Genomic DNA, 17,816 nt, shown 5'->3' with positions numbered 1-17,816 from the left:
CATCAGGGCACTGAACGCTAAATACAGCGCTCTGCCGCCTTAATAGTTTTTTGATCTAGACGGCAAACGCTATACTATGACCGCTTCATTTTTTGCGAAGAATAGGCCCATGAATGTGACGCAAGTTGATTTAGAAACCCTGCGGCAAATGCTGCTGGATTTGTTTTGTCAGAATGCCTACAAAGAAGGTGATTTTACTCTGTCTTCTGGGAAAAAAAGTACGTATTACATCAATGGAAAACAGGTCACGCTTCATCCGCTTGGTGCGGTGATGGTTGGGCGTTTAATGTTATCTAAATTACCGGATGATACAGTTGCGATCGCAGGTCTAACCTTGGGTGCCGATCCGATTGTTTCGTCGGTTAGTACCGTCGGCGTGTATGAGAATCGAACGATTACGCCGCTGATTATTCGTAAAGAGGCGAAAGGGCATGGCACACGGGCTTATATCGAAGGCCCAGAGCTGCCGGAAGGAAGCAAAGTAGTTGTCCTGGAAGATGTCGTTACAACGGGGCAATCAGCTCTCAAAGCGGTGGAGCGGCTGCAGCAGGCTGGCTATACGGTTGAACGAGTTTTATCCTTAGTCGATCGTCAAGAAGGTGGCGCAGAACTCTATGCCGAAAAAGGTCTTCAGTTTGAGGCGATTTTCTCGATTCAAGATTTACAGCAGCACTGGGCCAATTTAAAGGCATAAAACCCATAAAGCAGAATCGCCGCGCACTGCGCGGCGATTCTGCTTTTGGACTGATTAACCAACGGCTACGGGAACGTCAACCCGTTCTCCCGTCAGACTAAAGGCTCGCACTTCTGTGACTTTAATCTTGATCAACTGACCGCGCAGTTCGTCGATGTTGCCCGTGAAGAATGCAAGGCGATTAGTGCGGGTGCGGCCCATGACCTGAGTTGGGTCTTTCGGATTTGTGTCTTCCACCAGCACTTCTTCGATGCGATCGCGATAGCGTTGCGATCGCTCAGCGGCTTTGATGGCAACTAGATGATTGAGTCGCTGGAGACGGTCGGCTTTCACCTCTTCCGAGAGCTGATTGTCCCACAGCGCCGCTGGCGTACCGGGTCGAGGCGAGTAGGCTGCCGTATTGAGTTGGTCAAAGCCAATATCCTCGACCAGCTTTAGCGTATTCTCAAACTGCGCTTCCGTTTCGCCAGGGAAACCAACAATGGCATCGGCACTAATCGCGGCATCCGGCATGTAGTGACGAATGGTATCAATGATGCGGCGATATTTCTCGTGGCTATAGCCCCGCGCCATTGCTTTCAGCAGCTCGTTGTCACCGGATTGGAAGGGAATGTGGAAATGTTCGCAGACTTTAGGCAACTCGTTGCAGGCTTTAATCAGCCGCTCCGTGAAGTAGCGGGGATGGCTGGTGGCAAAGCGAATCCGCTCCACTCCTGACACATCGTGTACGTAGTACAGCAGGTCGGTCAGCGTGTGCTGGTGGCGGCCTGCCGCTGTCGTTCCAGGTAGATCGCGCCCATAGGCGTCAATGTTCTGTCCCAGCAGCGTCACCTCTTTGAAGCCCTGCCGTCCCAGTTCTTCCATTTCGGCTCGGATGGCTTCTGGGGTACGTGACTGCTCCACACCTCGCACATTGGGCACCACGCAGTAGGTGCAGCGCTCATTGCAGCCGTAAATCACATTCACCCAAGCTGAGACGGTACTATCACGCCGGGGTTTGGTGATGTCTTCCACAATATGAATGGGTTCTGTCGCGACGATCTGATTGCCGTCAAATACCTGAGTCAGCAAATCCTGGAGCCGATTGGCATGTTGCGGCCCCATGACCAAATCCAATTCAGGAACGCGACGCAGAAGCTGTTCGCCCTCCTGCTGAGCCACGCAGCCAGCCACAATCAGCGTCAAATCGGGTTCTTCATGCTTGCGCTTGGCTTGTCGACCGAGATAAGAGTAGACTTTCTGCTCGGCGTTGTCGCGAATGGTGCAGGTGTTGTAGAGAACCACCTTGGCCTCGTTGGGATCTTCTGTCCACTCGAAGCCCATCGTTTCTAAGATTCCAGCCATGCGTTCCGAGTCGGCCTTATTCATCTGGCAGCCGAAAGTAGTGATGTGATAGCGACGAGCAGTCATAGGAAATAGCAAAACGAGGGGTAAACTTCAGGTGGCATTCGCATCGCGCAATTATTTATCATAACGCGCTGACCCGCTTGTATGGAAATCGTCACTTGTGCACACAATAGTGCAGCTCAACTGCGCCAGATGAGAAAGACTGGGAGTTAATTAATTTCAGCTTGATTTCTGGGATGGACTGATAGAGCGAAATGCCTTCGCCTAATAGTATGGGAATAACAACGATGACGTACTCGTCGATTAAGCCCTGCTGCATGAACGCAGCGGCGACGCTGCCGCCGCCGACTAGCCAAATTCGTTGAAAGTTCTGTTGTTTAGCATCGCTGATGATGCTCTTGACATCGGGTTGAAGTGCGATCGCAGCCTTTGGATCAGTCGGTTGTTTGAGCTGATCGCGATGAGTCAGCACATAGGTCAGCTTGCCAGGATAGGGCCATTCATCGCCAAAGCCTAAAACCTGCTCATAAGTGGTCGCGCCCATAACCAGTGCATCAACGGTTTCATAAAACTGGGTGTAGCTGTCCTCATCCTGGGCTTCGTCGGGAGCGGGTAGCCAGTCCAAACTGCCATCGCTGCGGGCGATGTACCCGTCTAGACTAGTTGCCACGTAGAGAACAAATTGAGCCACTTCAGCACCCAATACAGGATAGTTTTTGTCGATTTTGTAGCCTACGTTAGGCGATAGTGATCATACCAGTTCTGCAATGATGCACTACCGATGAGTTCAGTGCTGACTCGTAATTCCCCTCACTCCTCACTTCTCACTCCTCTCGCCACGCACCTAACTTGCATGTCCTGCACCTAAATACAGCTCACCCACTTTCGGATCATTGAGTAGATCCTGACCGGGGCCTTCAAAGCGATCGCGACCGGATTCGAGGACGTAACCGCGATCGGCCATTTCCAGCGCTTTCTTCGCGTTCTGCTCCACGAGAACAATTGCCGTTCCGGTTTGATTAATTTGTCGCACCTGATCAAACACGTTATTCACCAGGATGGGCGACAAAGCAGCAGAGGGTTCATCCAGCAGCAGCAGGCTCGGTTCTAGCATCAGCGCTCGACCCATCGCCAGCATTTGCCGTTCGCCACCGGAGAGCGTGCCTGCTTTTTGGCGACGACGTTCGGCCAGGACGGGAAATGTATCGTAAATGTTCTGCTTCAGCGTTTTCAGGGAACCGCCCCGGATGAACGCGCCCATTTCGAGATTTTCTTCGACGGAGAGAGAACGAAACACGTTGGCAATCTGGGGCACGTAGCACATGCCGCGCTCCACAATTTGGTTGGACTTAAGCTTGGTGATGTCCTCGCCTTTGAACGTGATTGTGCCTGTGTGTGGAGTAATTAGACCAAAAATGGCTTTCGCCAGTGTGGATTTACCTGCACCATTGGGGCCGATTACCGTGACCAGTTCACCAGGGAAAATGCGGAAATTAATGCCCTGTAAAATGTCGAGATCTTTGATGTAGCCTGCATAGACATCTTGAACGTCAAGAAGGGGCTGATGAGAAGCTTCTACCATGTGGGCTACAAACAAGTGAAACTGCAACAAGACTATCAAACGTTTGCGCGGGATAGCTTTTGCACCCTACTCAAACGTCTATTTTTATCAGATTTTTACACTCACATCTTGCACCAAAACCCAGAAGGGTTGTTTGGCCGCCGCATCGCGGCGGCCAAACAACCTCTTCGGATTTTCAAAGTGCAAGGTGTGAGTATAGGGATTGTATAGCACGAGTGGGTGCGATCGCAGTGTAACAACACCAGCAGACCATTGATCCTAGACACCTAAAACGTAGGGACACGGCATTGCCGTGTCCCTAACCCTAGTCATTCACTTACGCACAAGCGAATTGGCTTAGCCCATCAGCGCTTTAGCGCGGCTGATCACGTTGTCAACGGTGTAGCCAAACTCCTTCAAGCAGGTGCCGCCAGGAGCAGATGCACCGAAGCGCTCAATGCTGATCATGTCGCCTTCGAAGCCGATGTAGCGGCACCAGCCGAAGCTCGAACCTGCTTCAACGACGAGACGCTTAGTGTTGGACTTCGGCAGAACGGATTCCTTGTAGGCTGCGTCCTGTGCTTCAAACAGTTCCCAAGACGGCATGGAAACCACCCGAACCTTTTTGCCTTCTGCCCGTAGCTTTTCAGCTGCATCCACGCAAAGGGTTAGCTCACCACCTGTGCCGATCAGGATGATATCTGCATCACCATCGCTGTCAGAAATAACATAAGCGCCCTTGGCTGTTCCCTCAATCGACGTACCCTCGATTTGGGGCAGATTCTGACGGGAGAATGCCATCAGGGTCGGAGCATCTTGCGTTTCGATCGCAACTTTATACGCCCCGGAGGTTTCATTTCCATCTGCCGGACGAATCACGGTCAGATTGGGGATTGCCCGCAGTGATGCGATGGTTTCTACTGGCTGGTGGGTGGGGCCGTCTTCACCCAGCGCCACGGAGTCGTGGGTCATGACATAGAGCACTTGAGCCTGAGACAGAGCAGATAGACGAATCGCGGCCCGCATGTAGTCAGCAAACACCAAGAAGGTTGCACAGTAGGGAATCAAACCACCGTGTAGAGCAATTCCATTACAGATGGCACCCATGCCGTGCTCCCGCACGCCAAAGCGGAGGTTGCGGTTTTCATACGCGCCCTTCTGGAAGTCACCGGAGGACTTGAGCAGGGTCTTGTTCGACGGTGCTAGGTCAGCGGAACCACCCAGAAACTCGGGAACCACACCTGCGATCGCATTTAGGGTTGCACCGGACAGGTTACGAGTCGCGTCAGCTTTGTCAGCGGGGGTGTAGGTAGGCAGCGCATCAGCCCAGTTAGCAGGCAGCTTACCCGCCATCATCCGCTCTAGCTCAGCCGCATCTTCGGGATACTTAGACTTGTATTCTTCGAACTTCTTGTTCCAAGCGGCCTCAGCTTCTGCGCCCTTATCAACTGCCTTACGGAAGCGAGCCAGCGCATCTTCAGGCACTTCAAACGGTGCATGGCTCCAGCCCAGGTGATCGCGGGTAGCCTGTACTTCGTCAGTACCCAGAGCTGCACCGTGAACGTCATGGGTGTTGGCCTTGTTGGGAGAACCAAAACCGATGGTGGTGGTGACTTTGATCAGCGAAGGCTTATCGGTAACGGCCTTTGCTTTCTCAATTGCGGCTGCGATCGCATCTAGGTCGCTATTACCGTTCTCAACGTGCTGAACGTGCCATCCGTAAGCTTCAAAGCGCTTCGAAACATCTTCTGTAAAGGAGATGTCGGTGGAACCATCAATGGAGATATGGTTGTCGTCGTAGAGAGCAATCAGCTTACCCAGGCCCAGGTGGCCACCCAAGGAGCAGGCTTCACCGGAAACCCCTTCCATGTTGCAGCCATCGCCCAAAATTACATAGGTGTAGTGGTCGATGATTTCGCAGTCGGGCTTGTTGAAGCGAGCAGCCAAATGAGCCTCAGCCATCGCTAAGCCAACGCCGTTACAAATGCCCTGACCTAGTGGGCCAGTGGTGACTTCCACACCCTCGGTTTCAAAGTTTTCGGGGTGTCCAGGCGTTCTTGAACCCCACTGACGGAACTGCTTGATATCCTCAATGGTGACGCTGTCGTAGCCCGTCAGGTACAGCATGGCATACTGCAACATGCAGCCATGACCCGCAGACAAGACAAAGCGATCGCGGTCGAACCACTTGGGGTTCTTGGGATTAAATTTCATGAATTTATCCCAGAGGACGAAGGCCATTGGGGCTGCGCCCATCGGTAGACCGGGGTGACCAGAGTTTGCCTTCTCAACCGCATCAATGGCTAAGAAGCGAATCGAATTAATACAAAGTTCTTCAAGTGATTGGGTTGCGACAGCCATAGTCTCTATCTACTCAACAACGGTGTGATGGTACGTTCCACCAGATGAACCACAGCGATTTACAGCCAAGCACCACCTGTGGAGATAAGTCGCCGCATATAAATAACTGCAACACCTAAAAACCGGGGAAACGTCCCTCCGGGGCGTTTCCCCGGTTTTTAAAAGTGCATTTATTTATGCCAGCTTACTTAAATGTGAACACAAATTACCCTTGCAGTTCCCAAACATCTTCCCATTAGTCTGGAATCCTGAGCAAGAGCAATTGAGGTATTCGGATAAACAAAATCAGGTAGGCAACCTCAGCAGCTACCGACCTGATCGATCTAATTCTGTAGGTTATTATACCTACTCATCATATTTTCGGAAGGCCAACGTGACGTTATGTCCGCCAAAGCCAAACGAATTCGATAAAGCAACATTGACAACCTGCTCCCGACTTTGATGGGCGACGTAGTCTAGGTCGCACTCGTCATCAGGGTTTTCCAGGTTGATTGTGGGCGGTACTCGGTCATTTTTCACAGCCATCGCGGTGGCTACGGCCTCGATACCACCTGAGCCACCGAGTAGATGTCCTGTCATGGACTTGGTGGAACTGACCGTAATGTTGTGAGCATGGTCGCCCAGTGCTGTCTTGATGGCCTTGGTTTCAGTGGAATCATTAGCTGGCGTGCTAGTGCCGTGAGCATTGATATAGCTAACCTGGTCTGGGGCTAGTTCAGCATCCTTCAGGCACAGAGAAATGGCGCGAGCAGCGCCTTCTCCACCAGGGACGGGAGCCGTCATGTGGTAAGCATCGCAGGTCATTGCATAACCGACAATTTCACCGTAGATTTTGGCTCCTCGACTGAGTGCGTGCTCTAGCTCCTCTAGAACAAGCATGCCGGCTCCTTCTCCCATGACGAAGCCATCGCGATCGCGGTCGAACGGACGACAAGCGTGGGTTGGATCATTATTGCGGAGTGACAATGCCCGACAGGCCGCAAATCCCGCTAGAGATAGCGGTGTAACAGCGGCTTCGGTGCCACCGCAGATCATGGCCTGAGCATAGCCGCGCTGCACCAGCCGAAACGCATCGCCGACCGCATTGGAACCAGCGGCACAGGCCGTAACGGTACAGCAGTTTGGCCCTTTGGCTCCCACATGAATCGCGGTTAATCCGGCTGCCATGTTGGCAATCATCATGGGAATCATGAATGGACTACAGCGATCGGGGCCACGGGTTAAATAAACCTCTTGCTGGTCTTCGAGGACTTTGAGTCCACCAATGCCAGTGCCAATTAGAACCCCAATTTGCTCAGCATTGAGGTCGGTGATTTCCAGTTTGGCATCGGCAATCGCTTGCTTACTGGCTGCGATCGCAAATTGAGCAAACCGATCCATGCGCTTTGCATCTTTGCGATCCATATAGTCTTGTGGATCAAAGCCTTTGACCTCACCCGCAATTTTGCAGGCATGACGTGACGGATCAAAGTGAGTAATGGGGCCGATGCCATTTTTCCCACTGAGTAATCCATCCCAATAGTCCTGCAGGTTGTTTCCGAGCGGCGTAATGGCCCCCAACCCGGTGACAACAACACGTTTTAATTCTGAATTGGCCATGATGATCTAACGTCAGCTCTTAGGATGTGCCTCCAACTCTATTTTCGCTTCCCTGCTCTGAATCTAGCGCTAATCTAAAATTATCTGAATTAGTGTCTAAAGTCCTGATGAGTCAGGGGCAGTGCAACACGCTTAGTCGTTTAGCAGATGCGGTTAGGCCGAGGCAGCCGTTTTATCTTGAATGTAATCGACGGCAGCTTGAACAGTTGCAATGTTTTCAGCCGCTTCGTCTGGGATCTCAATGTTGAATTCTTCTTCAAGCGCCATTACGAGTTCGACTACGTCTAGCGAGTCGGCACCCAAGTCATTAGCAAAGCTAGCTTCAGGCTTAACTTCAGCTTCGTCAACGCTCAGTTGATCAGCAACAATCTTAGAAACCTTTGCGTAAATGTCCTCTTGGCTCATGATCTTTTCCTTGGTATCACTGCGGCAATAATATTGACTCATTTTTGAGCATTTTCCCATCTTATCTGAAAGCGGGACGGGGTCAGCGTATCGAACTTCAAAAATGGGATGGCTGATATCCTGCGTTCAACCTGAAGAGGTGACTTAGCTAGCGTGGTGTAGCGGTCAAGTCACCTCTTCGAGTTTTGAATTGGCCAATTACAAGATATGAAATGGCTGACTTTAAGGCGGCAAAAAAAATCCTGGCAGCTGCCAGGATCCTGAGGTTGCCCCATAAGGTTGCTAATCCCTATAGAGGAGGAGAAATCTACTCTTGCGACGTTGTCCTTGACTTAGAAGGAAAGCTGAATGCGTATTACTGATACGTGTTTCCCATGCGTGACTCAGTTGCGGTGTTACTGGTGCGATCGCGAGTTAACCATCTCACCGTTTTACGCTGGAACTATTGCTCGGGCAGGAGTTGGCGACTGTAGCTGTCGGAGCGGAATCCAGGTGTTCTTTCGTTGAAGTCCAGTGCTTTGCCCGTCAAGCTTTCAGACAGGTTTGCAAAAGACTCGGAGCGCCAGTTGCGTTCGTGAATTGGCTTGCTTTGCTCACCGCGAAAATATGCTTGAGAACCGATCAGAGCTACGGCTACCCAACCTGTAACGAAGAGAATGGCAAGAACAATTAGGTTAATCATGTTGAACTCCTAAGTATCCTGAGCTGTTGTAAATTAATGTAACGCTAATATTACAAAATGTCAAGATAGTTTGCGTGAAACGCGAGTCTATATTAACTACCCATGCAATTTAGGTGCGGCAGGTTAGACTACATACATCAAGCAGTCCGTATGCAGCGTAGATATAGGTGCGATAGTGGCTTTGTTGCCAGCAAAAAATCCTAAGGCTGCTATCAGTCATCTGTTTTCCATTCGTCTCTAGCCGTTCGACTTCTTTTACGACTTACACCTACGACTCACACAGCATTCACAATTCAAGCAAAATAGCGTTTTGCTGCTGTCCTGGTTATGCTCGCTCCTGGTCAGTGGCAGCCTGTTTCATGACATCGGAATAGCCTACTGTTCAGATCAAGTCAGATCGGATTTGCTTCATATCTGCGTCTGAATGATCTGCTTAACCTATTCTTGATGTTGGTACGGATCAATAAGGATCAAGTGGTGCTGAGATAAACTGCATTGCGATCGCACTATCCCTGGGAGGAACTATCCATGGCGACAAAATTAGTCAAGTTACACAAGTCCCACGATCATCAATGGGTTGGAGCTAATGCTGCAGGGAATACAATCGTTGTGGGCGATCCAGCAAAGGCGACATGGGGACCAATGGAAATGCTACTCGTGGCGCTTGGCTCCTGCGTCGCGCAGTACGTCCTCAGTTTGATGCAGGCTAACCCGCAGGCATTTGAAAATTATCAAATCGAAGTTGAAGCCGAGCAGGCTGAAAGCCAACCGCAGCGTTATACCTCAATTATGGTGCGGCATGTTGCTCAGGGTGAAGATTTGACAGAAGCTGAGTTTCAGCGTGTTGCAGAATTGGCGTTGACGCAATATTGCGCGGTTGCAGCCAGTTTGAATGCAGAGATTAAAACGGAAGTGGTCATTGAAAGCACCGCTGCACCAGTGGTTTCGTAGCGCCTGTGCAACGTTAACGTTTTGTGAGGGGCTTGTACAACAAGCCCCTCATTGTCTTTGATTGAACATGAGTTTGGCAAAGCTACAAGATAAATGAAGTGCGATCGCAGTTTGCCAATCCCTGCTCTGAGGAAATGCGATCGCAAAAAACTGGGGTTCTGCTGACTGATTTGATAACACAACAGCAAAGGTATTGGCTTCACGCTACATCAACACCAGAAGGCTTTCTGTTTCGCTACGTTCAAACTGAAGGATTGTTTCCAAGTTGTTTCTCAGAATTTGAACAATTTTTGATGTTGGGCAATTGCCGACCCGCAGATAGATAAATTTAGGTGGATGACCATAGAGTAGACTGCGCTGATGAAAATCAGCATCTTTGGAAACAATCACAAACTCATTTGCCTTTGCGTATTCCCAGATCTCCGCATCCTCTGTATTAATCAATCCCAAGTTTTTTACATGTTGAGAATTTGGATACAAATCGGTAATTCTTGGAATTATTCGGTCTGATAGATTTTCATCCAGTAGCAGTTTCACAGCGGTGCCACAAATAGCTTTTTCTCACGATCTGCTGCAAATGCAAGGCAAGCTTTAATATCTTCCGAGGTAAGTTCAGAAAAGTCTTCCAGAATTTCCGCCTCGGTCATTCCACCAGCCAAATATTCTAGGATGTCATAAACTGTGATTCTCATTCTACGAATACACGGTTTCCCACTGCGCTTTCCAGGCTCAATCGTGATGATGTGTTGGTAGTCCATAAGAGCTGGCTAAGAGAAAATAGCTGTCTACATTATGACATTTGGCACTCTTGCTGCTGAGTTGCGATCGCAGTTTGCCAATCCTCGCTGTGAAAAAGTGCGATCGCACTAAAAATCTGGATTCTTGCCGATTGCAATGGAGGAACAGCAAGAACATCAGTTGGATTCCTCAAAGAGAGAAGGAAAATCACGGCGACCACTCACAACTCTTAGGATTTCAATACCATCGTCCAGAATTCTGTAAAAGATGATGTAACCGTCCAGCGACAGTCCTCTGAGTTCAGGACGAACAGCTGCGTAGCTTTTGCCGCTGCTGGGAAATGCTACAAGCTGCTGGCACTTGCGATTGAAAGCACGGAAAAACTTTTCACCCGCTTCGAGGCTATTTGCGGCAAAGTAATCAGCAATTTCGTTCAGGTCTTGGCTAGCCAGAACGTTGATAACATAGCGACTCATTCCTGGTTTGCCTGCTGGAAGCGCTCCAAAATGCCGTTGACAAACGTTTCGCCATCAACCGGAGCCGTATGCTTTGAGGCTTCAATTGCTGCATCAACCTTTGCCCGAACGTTTTCGACCCACTCCGCTTCGGAGCGATCGTACTCATCGAGCAACCGCAAAGCGGTTTCCAGGATCTCTTCGGCGGAGTGATATTTACCCGCTTGCAGCTTGGTTTGGATAAAGCGTTCCTGGTCAGGAGTGAGATTAATACTCATATAAACCTTTTTGCCAAACTACCAACTATTTTAGTGCGATCGCAGTTTACCCAACTCGCGCTGTGAGAAAGTGCGATCGCAGATCTTGTAGCATGATGGAAGGGGCAGCAACACTGGATTAGGAGTTCTACGACAATGAGCGGGTTAGACCGAATTACTGTTGATCCCAATGTATGTCTTGGACAACCGACCATTCGGGAAATGCGGATTACGGTTGAATTTGTCCTAAAACTGCTGGCTAGTGAGCTATCAATTCAAGATGTTTTAGACGCATATCCAGAACTGGAAGAAGAAGACATTCGTCAAGCTTTAAATTTTGCCTCTGCGAAATGAAGTGCGATCTCACCTTGCTTAAAGACTGCTGGGAAAAGTATGATCGCAAAAATCTAGGGTTCTGCCTGTTAGGACAGTGGATGCATTTTAAGTATTGACAGAATCTTGAGTTATGTCTATCATCTAGTTAACAACACCCACCACGCCTCTCCCAGAAGCGCACCAGGTGGGTTTTTAACTATTTGTGGTTAAAGCCCTTAAAAGTTTGAATGGCTGAAATCAAAGGCAAATTTAGTAAGCCAGCCTTAACAGTAGAGCAGCAAGTTGATTTGCTAGTTGTACGAGGACTCAATATTGATAATAGAGAGATAGCAAGCCACTATTTGAAATTCATTGGTTATTATAGGCTCTCAGCTTACTGTATTCCCTTCCAGTACGGTGGAAGCGGCTCTAATAGACATGATTTCAAATACAGTACGAGCTTTGAGCAAATTCTGGAGACATATATTTTTGATCGCAAGCTACGTCTACTTGTCATGGATGCTGTCGAACGTATCGAAGTAGCTGTAAAGGCAGAAATATCAAATATTGCTAGTGTTAAATATGGTTCTCACTGGTTTTTGAGACGAGAGTTGTTTACAAAAAAATTCAAACATGATTCTTTTCTAGAAAAAATTAAAAGCGATATTTCATCTAATAAATCAGAGACATTTATTCAACATTACAATAATAATTACGGCGATCCGGAGCTTCCGCCTAGCTGGATGATATTTGAAATGCTTTCGCTAGGGACAGTATCGCTCGTATATAAGTACCTGCAACCAGAACTAAAAAAAGAAATCGCTGCTGACTTTTCAGCTCACTACAGCATTCTGGAATCGTGGCTGCATACAATATCATATCTTAGAAACCTGTGTGCTCATCATTCTAGGCTCTGGAATCGTATATTTACAATCAAACCTAAAATCCTAAAAGAGTGCAAAGTTTATGTGCCTCAAGATGACAGATTTTTTGCTCAAGTTTTCGTAGTTGTTAGGCTTCTCAGAGAAATTTCTCAGGATTCTCACTGGGAGGATAGATTAGAACAATTGCTGAATGAATACACCGAAACTGATGCATCAATGATGGGATTTCCAAAAAACTGGATATCTCTACCGATATGGAATTAGAAAAGGATAAAGCTTCAGCCTAAACATGAGAAAGTGCGATTGCATGAAAAATTTAGATTTGACTACTGAATTAGTTTGGAATACGAAAAAGCATCTTTAGAAATCGCATTGGAAAACTAGTTAAGGCTTAAGAATTAAGTTGAGTTAATGATGATAAACTCTATTCTTGAACTGTTTAAGCTAGAAGTTCTTAATAGCTTGCTTCAAACAAATCTTTTAGCGTGGTCTTTTCAAGACTAGTAACTTAAATAATCAAGGTGTGAATCAAGAGGAACAAACTTATTGCAAGCCTCCTTTAATTCTTGCGCAGCATGATCCCAAAAGAATACTTCAATAGTGTAGCCGTCATTTCGAAGACTCTCAATAGTAGGAACAAAATCAGAATCTCCTGCTACTAAAATAATAATGTCCTCAATTTTATCGGCTTTTGTGTATGCATCGCGCATCATTTCTGTCACGATACCTGTATCGACTTTCTTCTCTTTGTTGGCAACATTGCGATCAACTATAACAGGTTCAAAGCCAACATTTTGTGCAATACTCCACAGCGAATCACTTGATGGAGGACGAGATCCAAACAAAACCGCTCTTTTGATATTTAAAGGATCACTTCCGGCTGTAAAGCTGTGTAATTTACCAAAATCTAGCCTATAAGTATTATCAATGACGCGATTATTCATTGCATCATATATATTTAATCTCTGTGGGTCTAATTCCCCGTGGCTTGCCACGTTAGTGGTAGCGCGGGAGTGCGTCCCGAAGGGCAAATTCCGTAATGCCCCGTCCGCTTGCGGCGGGGATAGGAATTTGAGCGCCCCGCGAGATTTACTGCGTAGCCTTTTCTTACTGCACTGACACGCTTTCCCTCAATGAAAACATTAGAATTATCAACATATACAAAGTTAGACATAATAAAACTTTTACTTACTTAGGCTTTGTTACTCAGGCTTTGTAGAATACGTATCATTGATTTTTAACAGCTTTTACCTATTTTAGCTTGGTGATGTAAAGAGGCAAAAGTTCTAGATAGTTGATTGCTGCCAAATTTGTGATTGCAGACGTGTCGCTGATGACAATCACAATCGCTCCAGCTCGTGTAGGTTTTTCAAATCCAACGCAAAATCTTCAACATCGTAGGAATACAGTAGAATATTTCGCTGCTTCAGCAGTTGACGAAATTCATTCAATGGCATATCAGCCAAACGGCTACAGCAATCACAAATAGGTAATGAACGAGGGAGAATAGAATAAAGAGTTATCCTCACCGAAGTAAATCAGCCATGACCTCCCTGGAAGAATTTATCCAAAGTAATCCCTCTGCCCAAGAACTGAAACGCGCCTTGGCCGTGCAACTGCACCAGAGAGGTCAAAGCTATCGGGCGATCCGAGATATCCTACAGGTTTCTCTGGGATTTATTAGTGCGAGTCACCAGCGCTATGAAGAGCGAGGAGTCGAGGGACTGAAATCCCACTACTGGGGCACCCAAGGCTATTTAAGCGCCGAGCAGAAACAGGACATCTTTGAGTGGTTGCAGCAGAAAAACTGGTGGACACTAGAGGAGCTTGTTGAGCAGATTGAAGAGCGCTATGGAGTGCTCTATCGCTCAGCCCAAAGCTATACCCAACTGCTCAAAGACGCAGGGTTTAGCTGGAAGAAATCCCACTCGGTGCATCCGGGCCAAGAGGAGGCCAAAGTCGAGGCAAAAAAGCCGAGATTCAACAGTTGCTGGTCCAGTGGCGAGCCGAGATTGCCAGTGGGCAGGTGCGAGTGATGTTTCTCGATGAGTGCCATCTGCTCTGGGGAGACCTCCGTGGATATGGATGGAGTCGGCGCAATCAGCGAGTGGACATCCCCATTGCCTCCATTCGAGAGCGGCAGACCTACTATGGAGCCTTGGACTATTTGAGCAAGAGCTTTGTTATTCATGAGTATGAGGCAGGCAATCAGCACAATACCGTGGCCTTTCTGAAGTATCTTCAATCTCAGTATGATGAGTCCACTCGCTTTTTCATCATCTGGGATGGAGCCAGCTACCACCGTTCCAAGGTGGTTCGCAACTACCTGAGTCAACAGAATCATGGTACTCGAGAGCAGCACTGGAAACTCACTTGCATTCAGCTTGCGCCTAATGCACCCGAGCAAAATCCGGTCGAAGATGTTTGGTTACAGGCCAAGCGATTTAGTCGTAAATTTGCCCGCTTGTGCCACTCCTTTCGCTCGGTCAAACTCCTCTTTTATCTGGCGACTCATCTGCAAACCTTCATCTTTGAGAAAGCCTTCATGTATGGTTACTGTTCATGTCCTGTTTGAGATTGCTGTAGCATAACCAAGTGTTAACCGCCCCGTTTGAAAGAGGTGTATGGCAATTTCCTGGCGAAATTCGCTGGGTGTAAGCTGAGAGGCTTGCAAAATTTCATCTGAAATAACAACACTCATAAGAGCCACCTGACTGACACACTTTTAGCGTAACCTAAACAATTTTGATGCCGTGCAATCATCTCATATAGGATTCGTGGCCCAAATTCGTTGCTGTGTTTTAAGGTAGCATTCGATAGAGTTTCCGGCCATGATGGACATGTCGCGATTGGTTTTCCAGGCGTAATCGATGGGTTCTAGGTAGGCTCGGTAAGATGCGATCGCATCTTCATGAGTTTCAAAGCTGCGATGTAATCCTTCAGATTCTTCGGTGAAACAGCGGCGCATGAGGTCTTTAGCTGCGGCATCGTCCAAATCAAATACGGGTGAAGTGAGAACCTGATAAATTGCGCCGTACAGTGCTGGGTCGTACCAGAAAATGCCGTTGATGGCGGCTGAAACATGGAAGTGGTCTTTTTGGCAGCCTTGAATGCCGAGATTGGCGACCCAGGTTTCCCATTTCGTCGGTGCAGGCAAGCACTTGACGACTTCATGGGAGAGGATGGTCGAGCTACTGAAGTGGAAGCTCTCGTCCATAAAGTGATAGTAGGAAATCTGGCTGGGAATCGGCGCGCGCTCTGGATCGGGGTGCTGTTGATAGAAGTTGCTCAGCTTGTGCTGCACCAGCTTGCCGTTCAACGTTCGCAGTCCCCGCACGGTGAAATACTGGCAGGCCAGAAACGTATTGTCCGCCGACATCAGACCAAAGGCGTGGAGCTGGAGCTTTTTCCAGAATCGCTTGAACCGATTCGTATCGGCAAAAATCATTGTTTCGGTAAACAGCGATCGCATAGGATAAGAAAACAGCCGCTGCCCAAACAGCGCCAGTTCCACTTGTTCCGATACGGTTTTGAAAGCACTAATATGTGCCCGTTCCTGGTTGGATTCCAAGTCCAGCATGTCGCACACCTGCCGAAAGTCGTCCTGGGCAAACAGTCCGGCAGCGCTAGTTTGATTGAAGTAAATGGTGGCGATTTCGGCGGAGATAATTTGGCTGTAGTAGGCCACCCAGTACAGATGGTTGAGAATCACGCGCTGGCTGCTGCTGGCCTGTTCCCAGACGGGCGTGCCGTAGAGCAGCGAAAACTCTTCAGTCTGCCAATACTGATCGCGACAGTCGGCATAGTTGAAGCGCTGAGCCGCTTGATCGAGGAGCTGTGTATGATCCTGGGCTTTGTTGCGCTGATAGTTGATCTCAATCTTTTTGCAAAGACGGGTATGCTCGGTTAGGGTGTTGGACTTAGGGGGGAGGGGAGGCATGGGATGTAGAGGGTTTTGAGGCTGTAGAGAAAGTAAGGTGAGAGGAGTGAGCCGAGAATCTAAATTGTTGATTATCAGTGGGTGGCTAATAGATATACTGCGCTGAAATAGTGGGTAAAAGGCGTAATTAGGAGACAGAAAAGATGGCGGCACTCAGCGAACAGAAATGCGTTCCTTGCGAGGGTGGGGTTCCTCCGGCGACGGAGGCAGAAATTGAGGAGATGAAGCAGCAGGTGCCGGATTGGCACATTACCCGTGTGGATGGTTCGCCTCGGCTGCATCGGGTGTTCTTTTTCAGTAATTTCCAGAAGGCGATGGAGTTTACGCAGCAGGTGGGGGATGTGGCGGAACAGGAAGGCCATCATCCGGTGCTGGTGACGGAGTGGGGTAAGGTGACGGTTACGTGGTGGACGCACGCGATCAATGGTCTACACCAGAACGATTTCATTATGGCTGCGAAAACGGATGAGGTAGCACAGCAGTTGAATTAGTCTAGAAGGGTGGGTACTGCCTGCCATTGCCCAACCATCTCATATTCACGATTGCACAACCACATATCGATTACGGCCCAACTGCTTAGCTTGGTAGAGAGCTTGGTCGGCTAGATGAACCAAGGCGTCTGTGCTGCCGTCGAGTTGAGGCACAATTTGAGCGATGCCCATACTGATGGTGACGGTTTGGCTAACTTCAGATTGAGCGTGAGCAATGGCTAAATCCTGAATTAAATTTTGCAGGCGCTGAGCAACCCGAACTGCGCCGTTTTGGTCAGTATTGGGCAGAATGATGACGAATTCTTCTCCTCCATAGCGGGCCACTAGGTCATCTGAACGTTTCACCGCTTGAGCAGCGGTCTGGGCCACTTTTACCAAACATTCATCCCCGGCCTGATGACCATAAAAGTCGTTATAGCGCTTGAAATAATCCACATCGAGCAGAATAAGGGCCAAAGGACGTTGCTCCCGCACCGATTTTTGCCACTCTTGTTGAAGTCGTTCATCAAAACAGCGTCTATTCGCAATGCGGGTCAGACTGTCAAGATTAACCAGTTGCTGTAGAGCCTGTACTGCGTCGTGGAGGGCGGCCTGAGCGCGTTCCCGCTGTTGAATTTCTCGCTGCAACTGCTGATTAGCGCTGGCCAGTTCGCGAGTTCGATGGCTGACTTCCTGCTCTAGTTCGTGAGTGTAGTTTGCCAAGATAGCCTCAGTGCGCTTGCGTTCAGTGATATCCTGCAAAACCGCGATCGCAGATGTCACCGTTCCCTGTTCATCCAGAATGGGGGTTCCCTGCACTTCGAGGGGAATCGTCCGGTCTGGATGCCGAACTTCCAGATCATCATCCAGTAGATACTCACCTTTCAACGCTCGGCTGATCGGCAGTTGTTCAGGGGGACATAGAGTGTTTGTGCCAGCCCGATAGATTAAATTCTGTTCGCCTGATTGATCGGTCTTCATGCTTTGATTGGGATGAATTTGACTGGACTGAAGTAATTGTTCAGTCATCGGGTTCATATACAGAGCAGTTCCATCTGGGCTATGAACGCTGACCCCGACTGGCAAGGCGTTGAGAAACTGATTCAGCATTGCATTGGTTTGCTTCAAGTCAGCTTTAGCCGAATGGCACTGACATA

Annotated in this window: 22 protein-coding genes; 7 read left to right on the top strand and 15 right to left on the bottom strand. The window is 48.7% G+C overall.

Annotated elements, in window-relative coordinates:
* Positions 1-109: 109 nt before the first annotated feature.
* Complete coding sequence (gene pyrE, locus AC286M_RS07760) at positions 110-694, top strand: orotate phosphoribosyltransferase (protein ID WP_488203834.1); 585 nt, start codon at positions 110-112, stop codon at positions 692-694.
* A gap of 54 nt (positions 695-748) precedes the next feature.
* Here the strand turns inward: pyrE and miaB are convergent, their stop codons facing one another.
* The 7 genes from miaB to AC286M_RS07725 form a co-directional block, all read right to left on the bottom strand.
* Positions 749-2,104: a tRNA (N6-isopentenyl adenosine(37)-C2)-methylthiotransferase MiaB gene (miaB, locus tag AC286M_RS07755; protein ID WP_488203833.1), complete on the bottom strand. Its 1,356-nt coding sequence runs from the start codon at positions 2,102-2,104 to the stop codon at positions 749-751.
* A 91-nt stretch (positions 2,105-2,195) separates the two neighbouring features.
* Complete coding sequence (locus AC286M_RS07750) at positions 2,196-2,732, bottom strand: dihydrofolate reductase family protein (RefSeq protein WP_488203832.1); 537 nt, start codon at positions 2,730-2,732, stop codon at positions 2,196-2,198.
* Positions 2,733-2,885: 153 nt separating this feature from the next.
* Positions 2,886-3,623, bottom strand: coding sequence for an ABC transporter ATP-binding protein (locus AC286M_RS07745; protein WP_488203831.1), 738 nt, complete (start codon positions 3,621-3,623; stop codon positions 2,886-2,888).
* 336 nt (positions 3,624-3,959) lie between these two features.
* The gene (gene tkt, locus AC286M_RS07740) at positions 3,960-5,963 is read right to left on the bottom strand and encodes a transketolase (protein WP_488203830.1); all 2,004 of its coding nucleotides are present in this window, start codon (positions 5,961-5,963) and stop codon (positions 3,960-3,962) included.
* A gap of 345 nt (positions 5,964-6,308) precedes the next feature.
* Complete coding sequence (gene fabF / locus AC286M_RS07735) at positions 6,309-7,562, bottom strand: beta-ketoacyl-ACP synthase II (RefSeq protein ID WP_488203829.1); 1,254 nt, start codon at positions 7,560-7,562, stop codon at positions 6,309-6,311.
* Positions 7,563-7,715: 153 nt separating this feature from the next.
* Positions 7,716-7,967 carry an acyl carrier protein gene (acpP, locus tag AC286M_RS07730; protein ID WP_488203828.1) on the bottom strand — a complete coding sequence of 84 codons (252 nt, stop codon included), beginning with the start codon at positions 7,965-7,967 and terminating at the stop codon, positions 7,716-7,718.
* Between the two features lie 442 nt (positions 7,968-8,409).
* A complete protein-coding gene (locus AC286M_RS07725; protein ID WP_488203827.1) occupies positions 8,410-8,649 on the bottom strand; it encodes a photosystem II protein, Psb35-related in 240 nt (79 codons plus the stop codon).
* A 528-nt stretch (positions 8,650-9,177) separates the two neighbouring features.
* On the opposite strand from AC286M_RS07725, the gene AC286M_RS07720 reads away from it, so the two are divergent.
* Positions 9,178-9,600 carry an OsmC family protein gene (locus AC286M_RS07720; protein WP_488203826.1) on the top strand — a complete coding sequence of 141 codons (423 nt, stop codon included), beginning with the start codon at positions 9,178-9,180 and terminating at the stop codon, positions 9,598-9,600.
* Between the two features lie 204 nt (positions 9,601-9,804).
* Here the strand turns inward: AC286M_RS07720 and AC286M_RS07715 are convergent, their stop codons facing one another.
* From AC286M_RS07715 to AC286M_RS07700, 4 genes are all read right to left on the bottom strand, one after another.
* The gene (locus AC286M_RS07715; RefSeq protein ID WP_488203825.1) at positions 9,805-10,137 is read right to left on the bottom strand and encodes a DUF5615 family PIN-like protein; all 333 of its coding nucleotides are present in this window, start codon (positions 10,135-10,137) and stop codon (positions 9,805-9,807) included.
* A complete protein-coding gene (locus tag AC286M_RS07710; RefSeq protein WP_488203824.1) occupies positions 10,134-10,358 on the bottom strand; it encodes a DUF433 domain-containing protein in 225 nt (74 codons plus the stop codon). The genes AC286M_RS07715 and AC286M_RS07710 overlap by 4 nt, the downstream gene beginning before the upstream one ends.
* Before the next feature lie 156 nt (positions 10,359-10,514).
* A complete protein-coding gene (locus tag AC286M_RS07705; RefSeq protein ID WP_488203823.1) occupies positions 10,515-10,814 on the bottom strand; it encodes a type II toxin-antitoxin system RelE/ParE family toxin in 300 nt (99 codons plus the stop codon).
* Positions 10,811-11,071, bottom strand: a complete 261-nt coding sequence (locus tag AC286M_RS07700) for a ribbon-helix-helix domain-containing protein (RefSeq protein ID WP_488203822.1) — start codon at positions 11,069-11,071, stop codon at positions 10,811-10,813. Before AC286M_RS07700 ends, AC286M_RS07705 begins: the two co-directional genes overlap by 4 nt.
* Positions 11,072-11,206: 135 nt before the next feature.
* On the opposite strand from AC286M_RS07700, the gene AC286M_RS07695 reads away from it, so the two are divergent.
* Positions 11,207-11,404 carry a DUF433 domain-containing protein gene (locus AC286M_RS07695; protein ID WP_488203821.1) on the top strand — a complete coding sequence of 66 codons (198 nt, stop codon included), beginning with the start codon at positions 11,207-11,209 and terminating at the stop codon, positions 11,402-11,404.
* 209 nt (positions 11,405-11,613) lie between these two features.
* Positions 11,614-12,513, top strand: a complete 900-nt coding sequence (locus AC286M_RS07690; protein WP_488203820.1) for an Abi family protein — start codon at positions 11,614-11,616, stop codon at positions 12,511-12,513.
* 236 nt (positions 12,514-12,749) lie between these two features.
* On the opposite strand, the gene AC286M_RS07685 is transcribed toward AC286M_RS07690, so the two are convergent.
* Together AC286M_RS07685 and AC286M_RS07680 are read right to left on the bottom strand one after the other, a co-directional pair.
* Positions 12,750-13,193 (bottom strand): NYN domain-containing protein, encoded by a 444-nt coding sequence (locus AC286M_RS07685; RefSeq protein WP_488203819.1) that lies wholly within the window; start codon positions 13,191-13,193, stop codon positions 12,750-12,752.
* A 396-nt stretch (positions 13,194-13,589) separates the two neighbouring features.
* Positions 13,590-13,778: a UPF0175 family protein gene (locus AC286M_RS07680; protein WP_488203818.1), complete on the bottom strand. Its 189-nt coding sequence runs from the start codon at positions 13,776-13,778 to the stop codon at positions 13,590-13,592.
* A 15-nt stretch (positions 13,779-13,793) separates the two neighbouring features.
* On the opposite strand from AC286M_RS07680, the gene AC286M_RS07675 reads away from it, so the two are divergent.
* Positions 13,794-14,285, top strand: coding sequence for a helix-turn-helix domain-containing protein (locus AC286M_RS07675; protein ID WP_488203817.1), 492 nt, complete (start codon positions 13,794-13,796; stop codon positions 14,283-14,285).
* Positions 14,237-14,824: a transposase gene (locus AC286M_RS07670; protein WP_488203438.1), complete on the top strand. Its 588-nt coding sequence runs from the start codon at positions 14,237-14,239 to the stop codon at positions 14,822-14,824. Before AC286M_RS07675 ends, AC286M_RS07670 begins: the two co-directional genes overlap by 49 nt.
* Before the next feature lie 189 nt (positions 14,825-15,013).
* On the opposite strand, the gene AC286M_RS07665 is transcribed toward AC286M_RS07670, so the two are convergent.
* Entirely contained in the window at positions 15,014-16,189 is a 1,176-nt protein-coding gene (locus AC286M_RS07665; RefSeq protein ID WP_488203816.1) for a P-aminobenzoate N-oxygenase AurF, read from the bottom strand.
* 143 nt (positions 16,190-16,332) lie between these two features.
* On the opposite strand from AC286M_RS07665, the gene AC286M_RS07660 reads away from it, so the two are divergent.
* Positions 16,333-16,680, top strand: a complete 348-nt coding sequence (locus AC286M_RS07660) for a 4a-hydroxytetrahydrobiopterin dehydratase (RefSeq protein WP_488203815.1) — start codon at positions 16,333-16,335, stop codon at positions 16,678-16,680.
* 45 nt (positions 16,681-16,725) lie between these two features.
* Here the strand turns inward: AC286M_RS07660 and AC286M_RS07655 are convergent, their stop codons facing one another.
* Positions 16,726-17,769: a diguanylate cyclase domain-containing protein gene (locus AC286M_RS07655; protein WP_488203814.1), complete on the bottom strand. Its 1,044-nt coding sequence runs from the start codon at positions 17,767-17,769 to the stop codon at positions 16,726-16,728.
* Between the last annotated feature and the right edge of the window lie 47 nt (positions 17,770-17,816).

It is taken from the genome of Thainema salinarum CENA647 (genome assembly GCF_057732415.1).
The sequence above is the reverse complement of the archived record's forward strand: the minus strand, read 5'-3'. Positions and strand labels throughout refer to the sequence as shown.

What these genes read in the sequence shown, in the direction of transcription:
- pyrE (WP_488203834.1), top strand. Translation starts at nt 110, where the DNA reads ATGAATGTGACGCAAGTTGATTTAGAAACCCTGCGGCAAATGCTGCTG.
- miaB (WP_488203833.1), bottom strand. Translation starts at nt 2,104, where the DNA reads ATGACTGCTCGTCGCTATCACATCACTACTTTCGGCTGCCAGATGAAT.
- AC286M_RS07745 (WP_488203831.1), bottom strand. Translation starts at nt 3,623, where the DNA reads ATGGTAGAAGCTTCTCATCAGCCCCTTCTTGACGTTCAAGATGTCTAT.
- tkt (WP_488203830.1), bottom strand. Translation starts at nt 5,963, where the DNA reads ATGGCTGTCGCAACCCAATCACTTGAAGAACTTTGTATTAATTCGATT.
- fabF (WP_488203829.1), bottom strand. Translation starts at nt 7,562, where the DNA reads ATGGCCAATTCAGAATTAAAACGTGTTGTTGTCACCGGGTTGGGGGCC.
- acpP (WP_488203828.1), bottom strand. Translation starts at nt 7,967, where the DNA reads ATGAGCCAAGAGGACATTTACGCAAAGGTTTCTAAGATTGTTGCTGAT.
- AC286M_RS07725 (WP_488203827.1), bottom strand. Translation starts at nt 8,649, where the DNA reads ATGATTAACCTAATTGTTCTTGCCATTCTCTTCGTTACAGGTTGGGTA.
- AC286M_RS07720 (WP_488203826.1), top strand. Translation starts at nt 9,178, where the DNA reads ATGGCGACAAAATTAGTCAAGTTACACAAGTCCCACGATCATCAATGG.
- AC286M_RS07710 (WP_488203824.1), bottom strand. Translation starts at nt 10,358, where the DNA reads ATGGACTACCAACACATCATCACGATTGAGCCTGGAAAGCGCAGTGGG.
- AC286M_RS07705 (WP_488203823.1), bottom strand. Translation starts at nt 10,814, where the DNA reads ATGAGTCGCTATGTTATCAACGTTCTGGCTAGCCAAGACCTGAACGAA.
- AC286M_RS07700 (WP_488203822.1), bottom strand. Translation starts at nt 11,071, where the DNA reads ATGAGTATTAATCTCACTCCTGACCAGGAACGCTTTATCCAAACCAAG.
- AC286M_RS07695 (WP_488203821.1), top strand. Translation starts at nt 11,207, where the DNA reads ATGAGCGGGTTAGACCGAATTACTGTTGATCCCAATGTATGTCTTGGA.
- AC286M_RS07690 (WP_488203820.1), top strand. Translation starts at nt 11,614, where the DNA reads ATGGCTGAAATCAAAGGCAAATTTAGTAAGCCAGCCTTAACAGTAGAG.
- AC286M_RS07685 (WP_488203819.1), bottom strand. Translation starts at nt 13,193, where the DNA reads ATGAATAATCGCGTCATTGATAATACTTATAGGCTAGATTTTGGTAAA.
- AC286M_RS07675 (WP_488203817.1), top strand. Translation starts at nt 13,794, where the DNA reads ATGACCTCCCTGGAAGAATTTATCCAAAGTAATCCCTCTGCCCAAGAA.
- AC286M_RS07665 (WP_488203816.1), bottom strand. Translation starts at nt 16,189, where the DNA reads ATGCCTCCCCTCCCCCCTAAGTCCAACACCCTAACCGAGCATACCCGT.
- AC286M_RS07660 (WP_488203815.1), top strand. Translation starts at nt 16,333, where the DNA reads ATGGCGGCACTCAGCGAACAGAAATGCGTTCCTTGCGAGGGTGGGGTT.
- AC286M_RS07655 (WP_488203814.1), bottom strand. Translation starts at nt 17,769, where the DNA reads ATGCTGAATCAGTTTCTCAACGCCTTGCCAGTCGGGGTCAGCGTTCAT.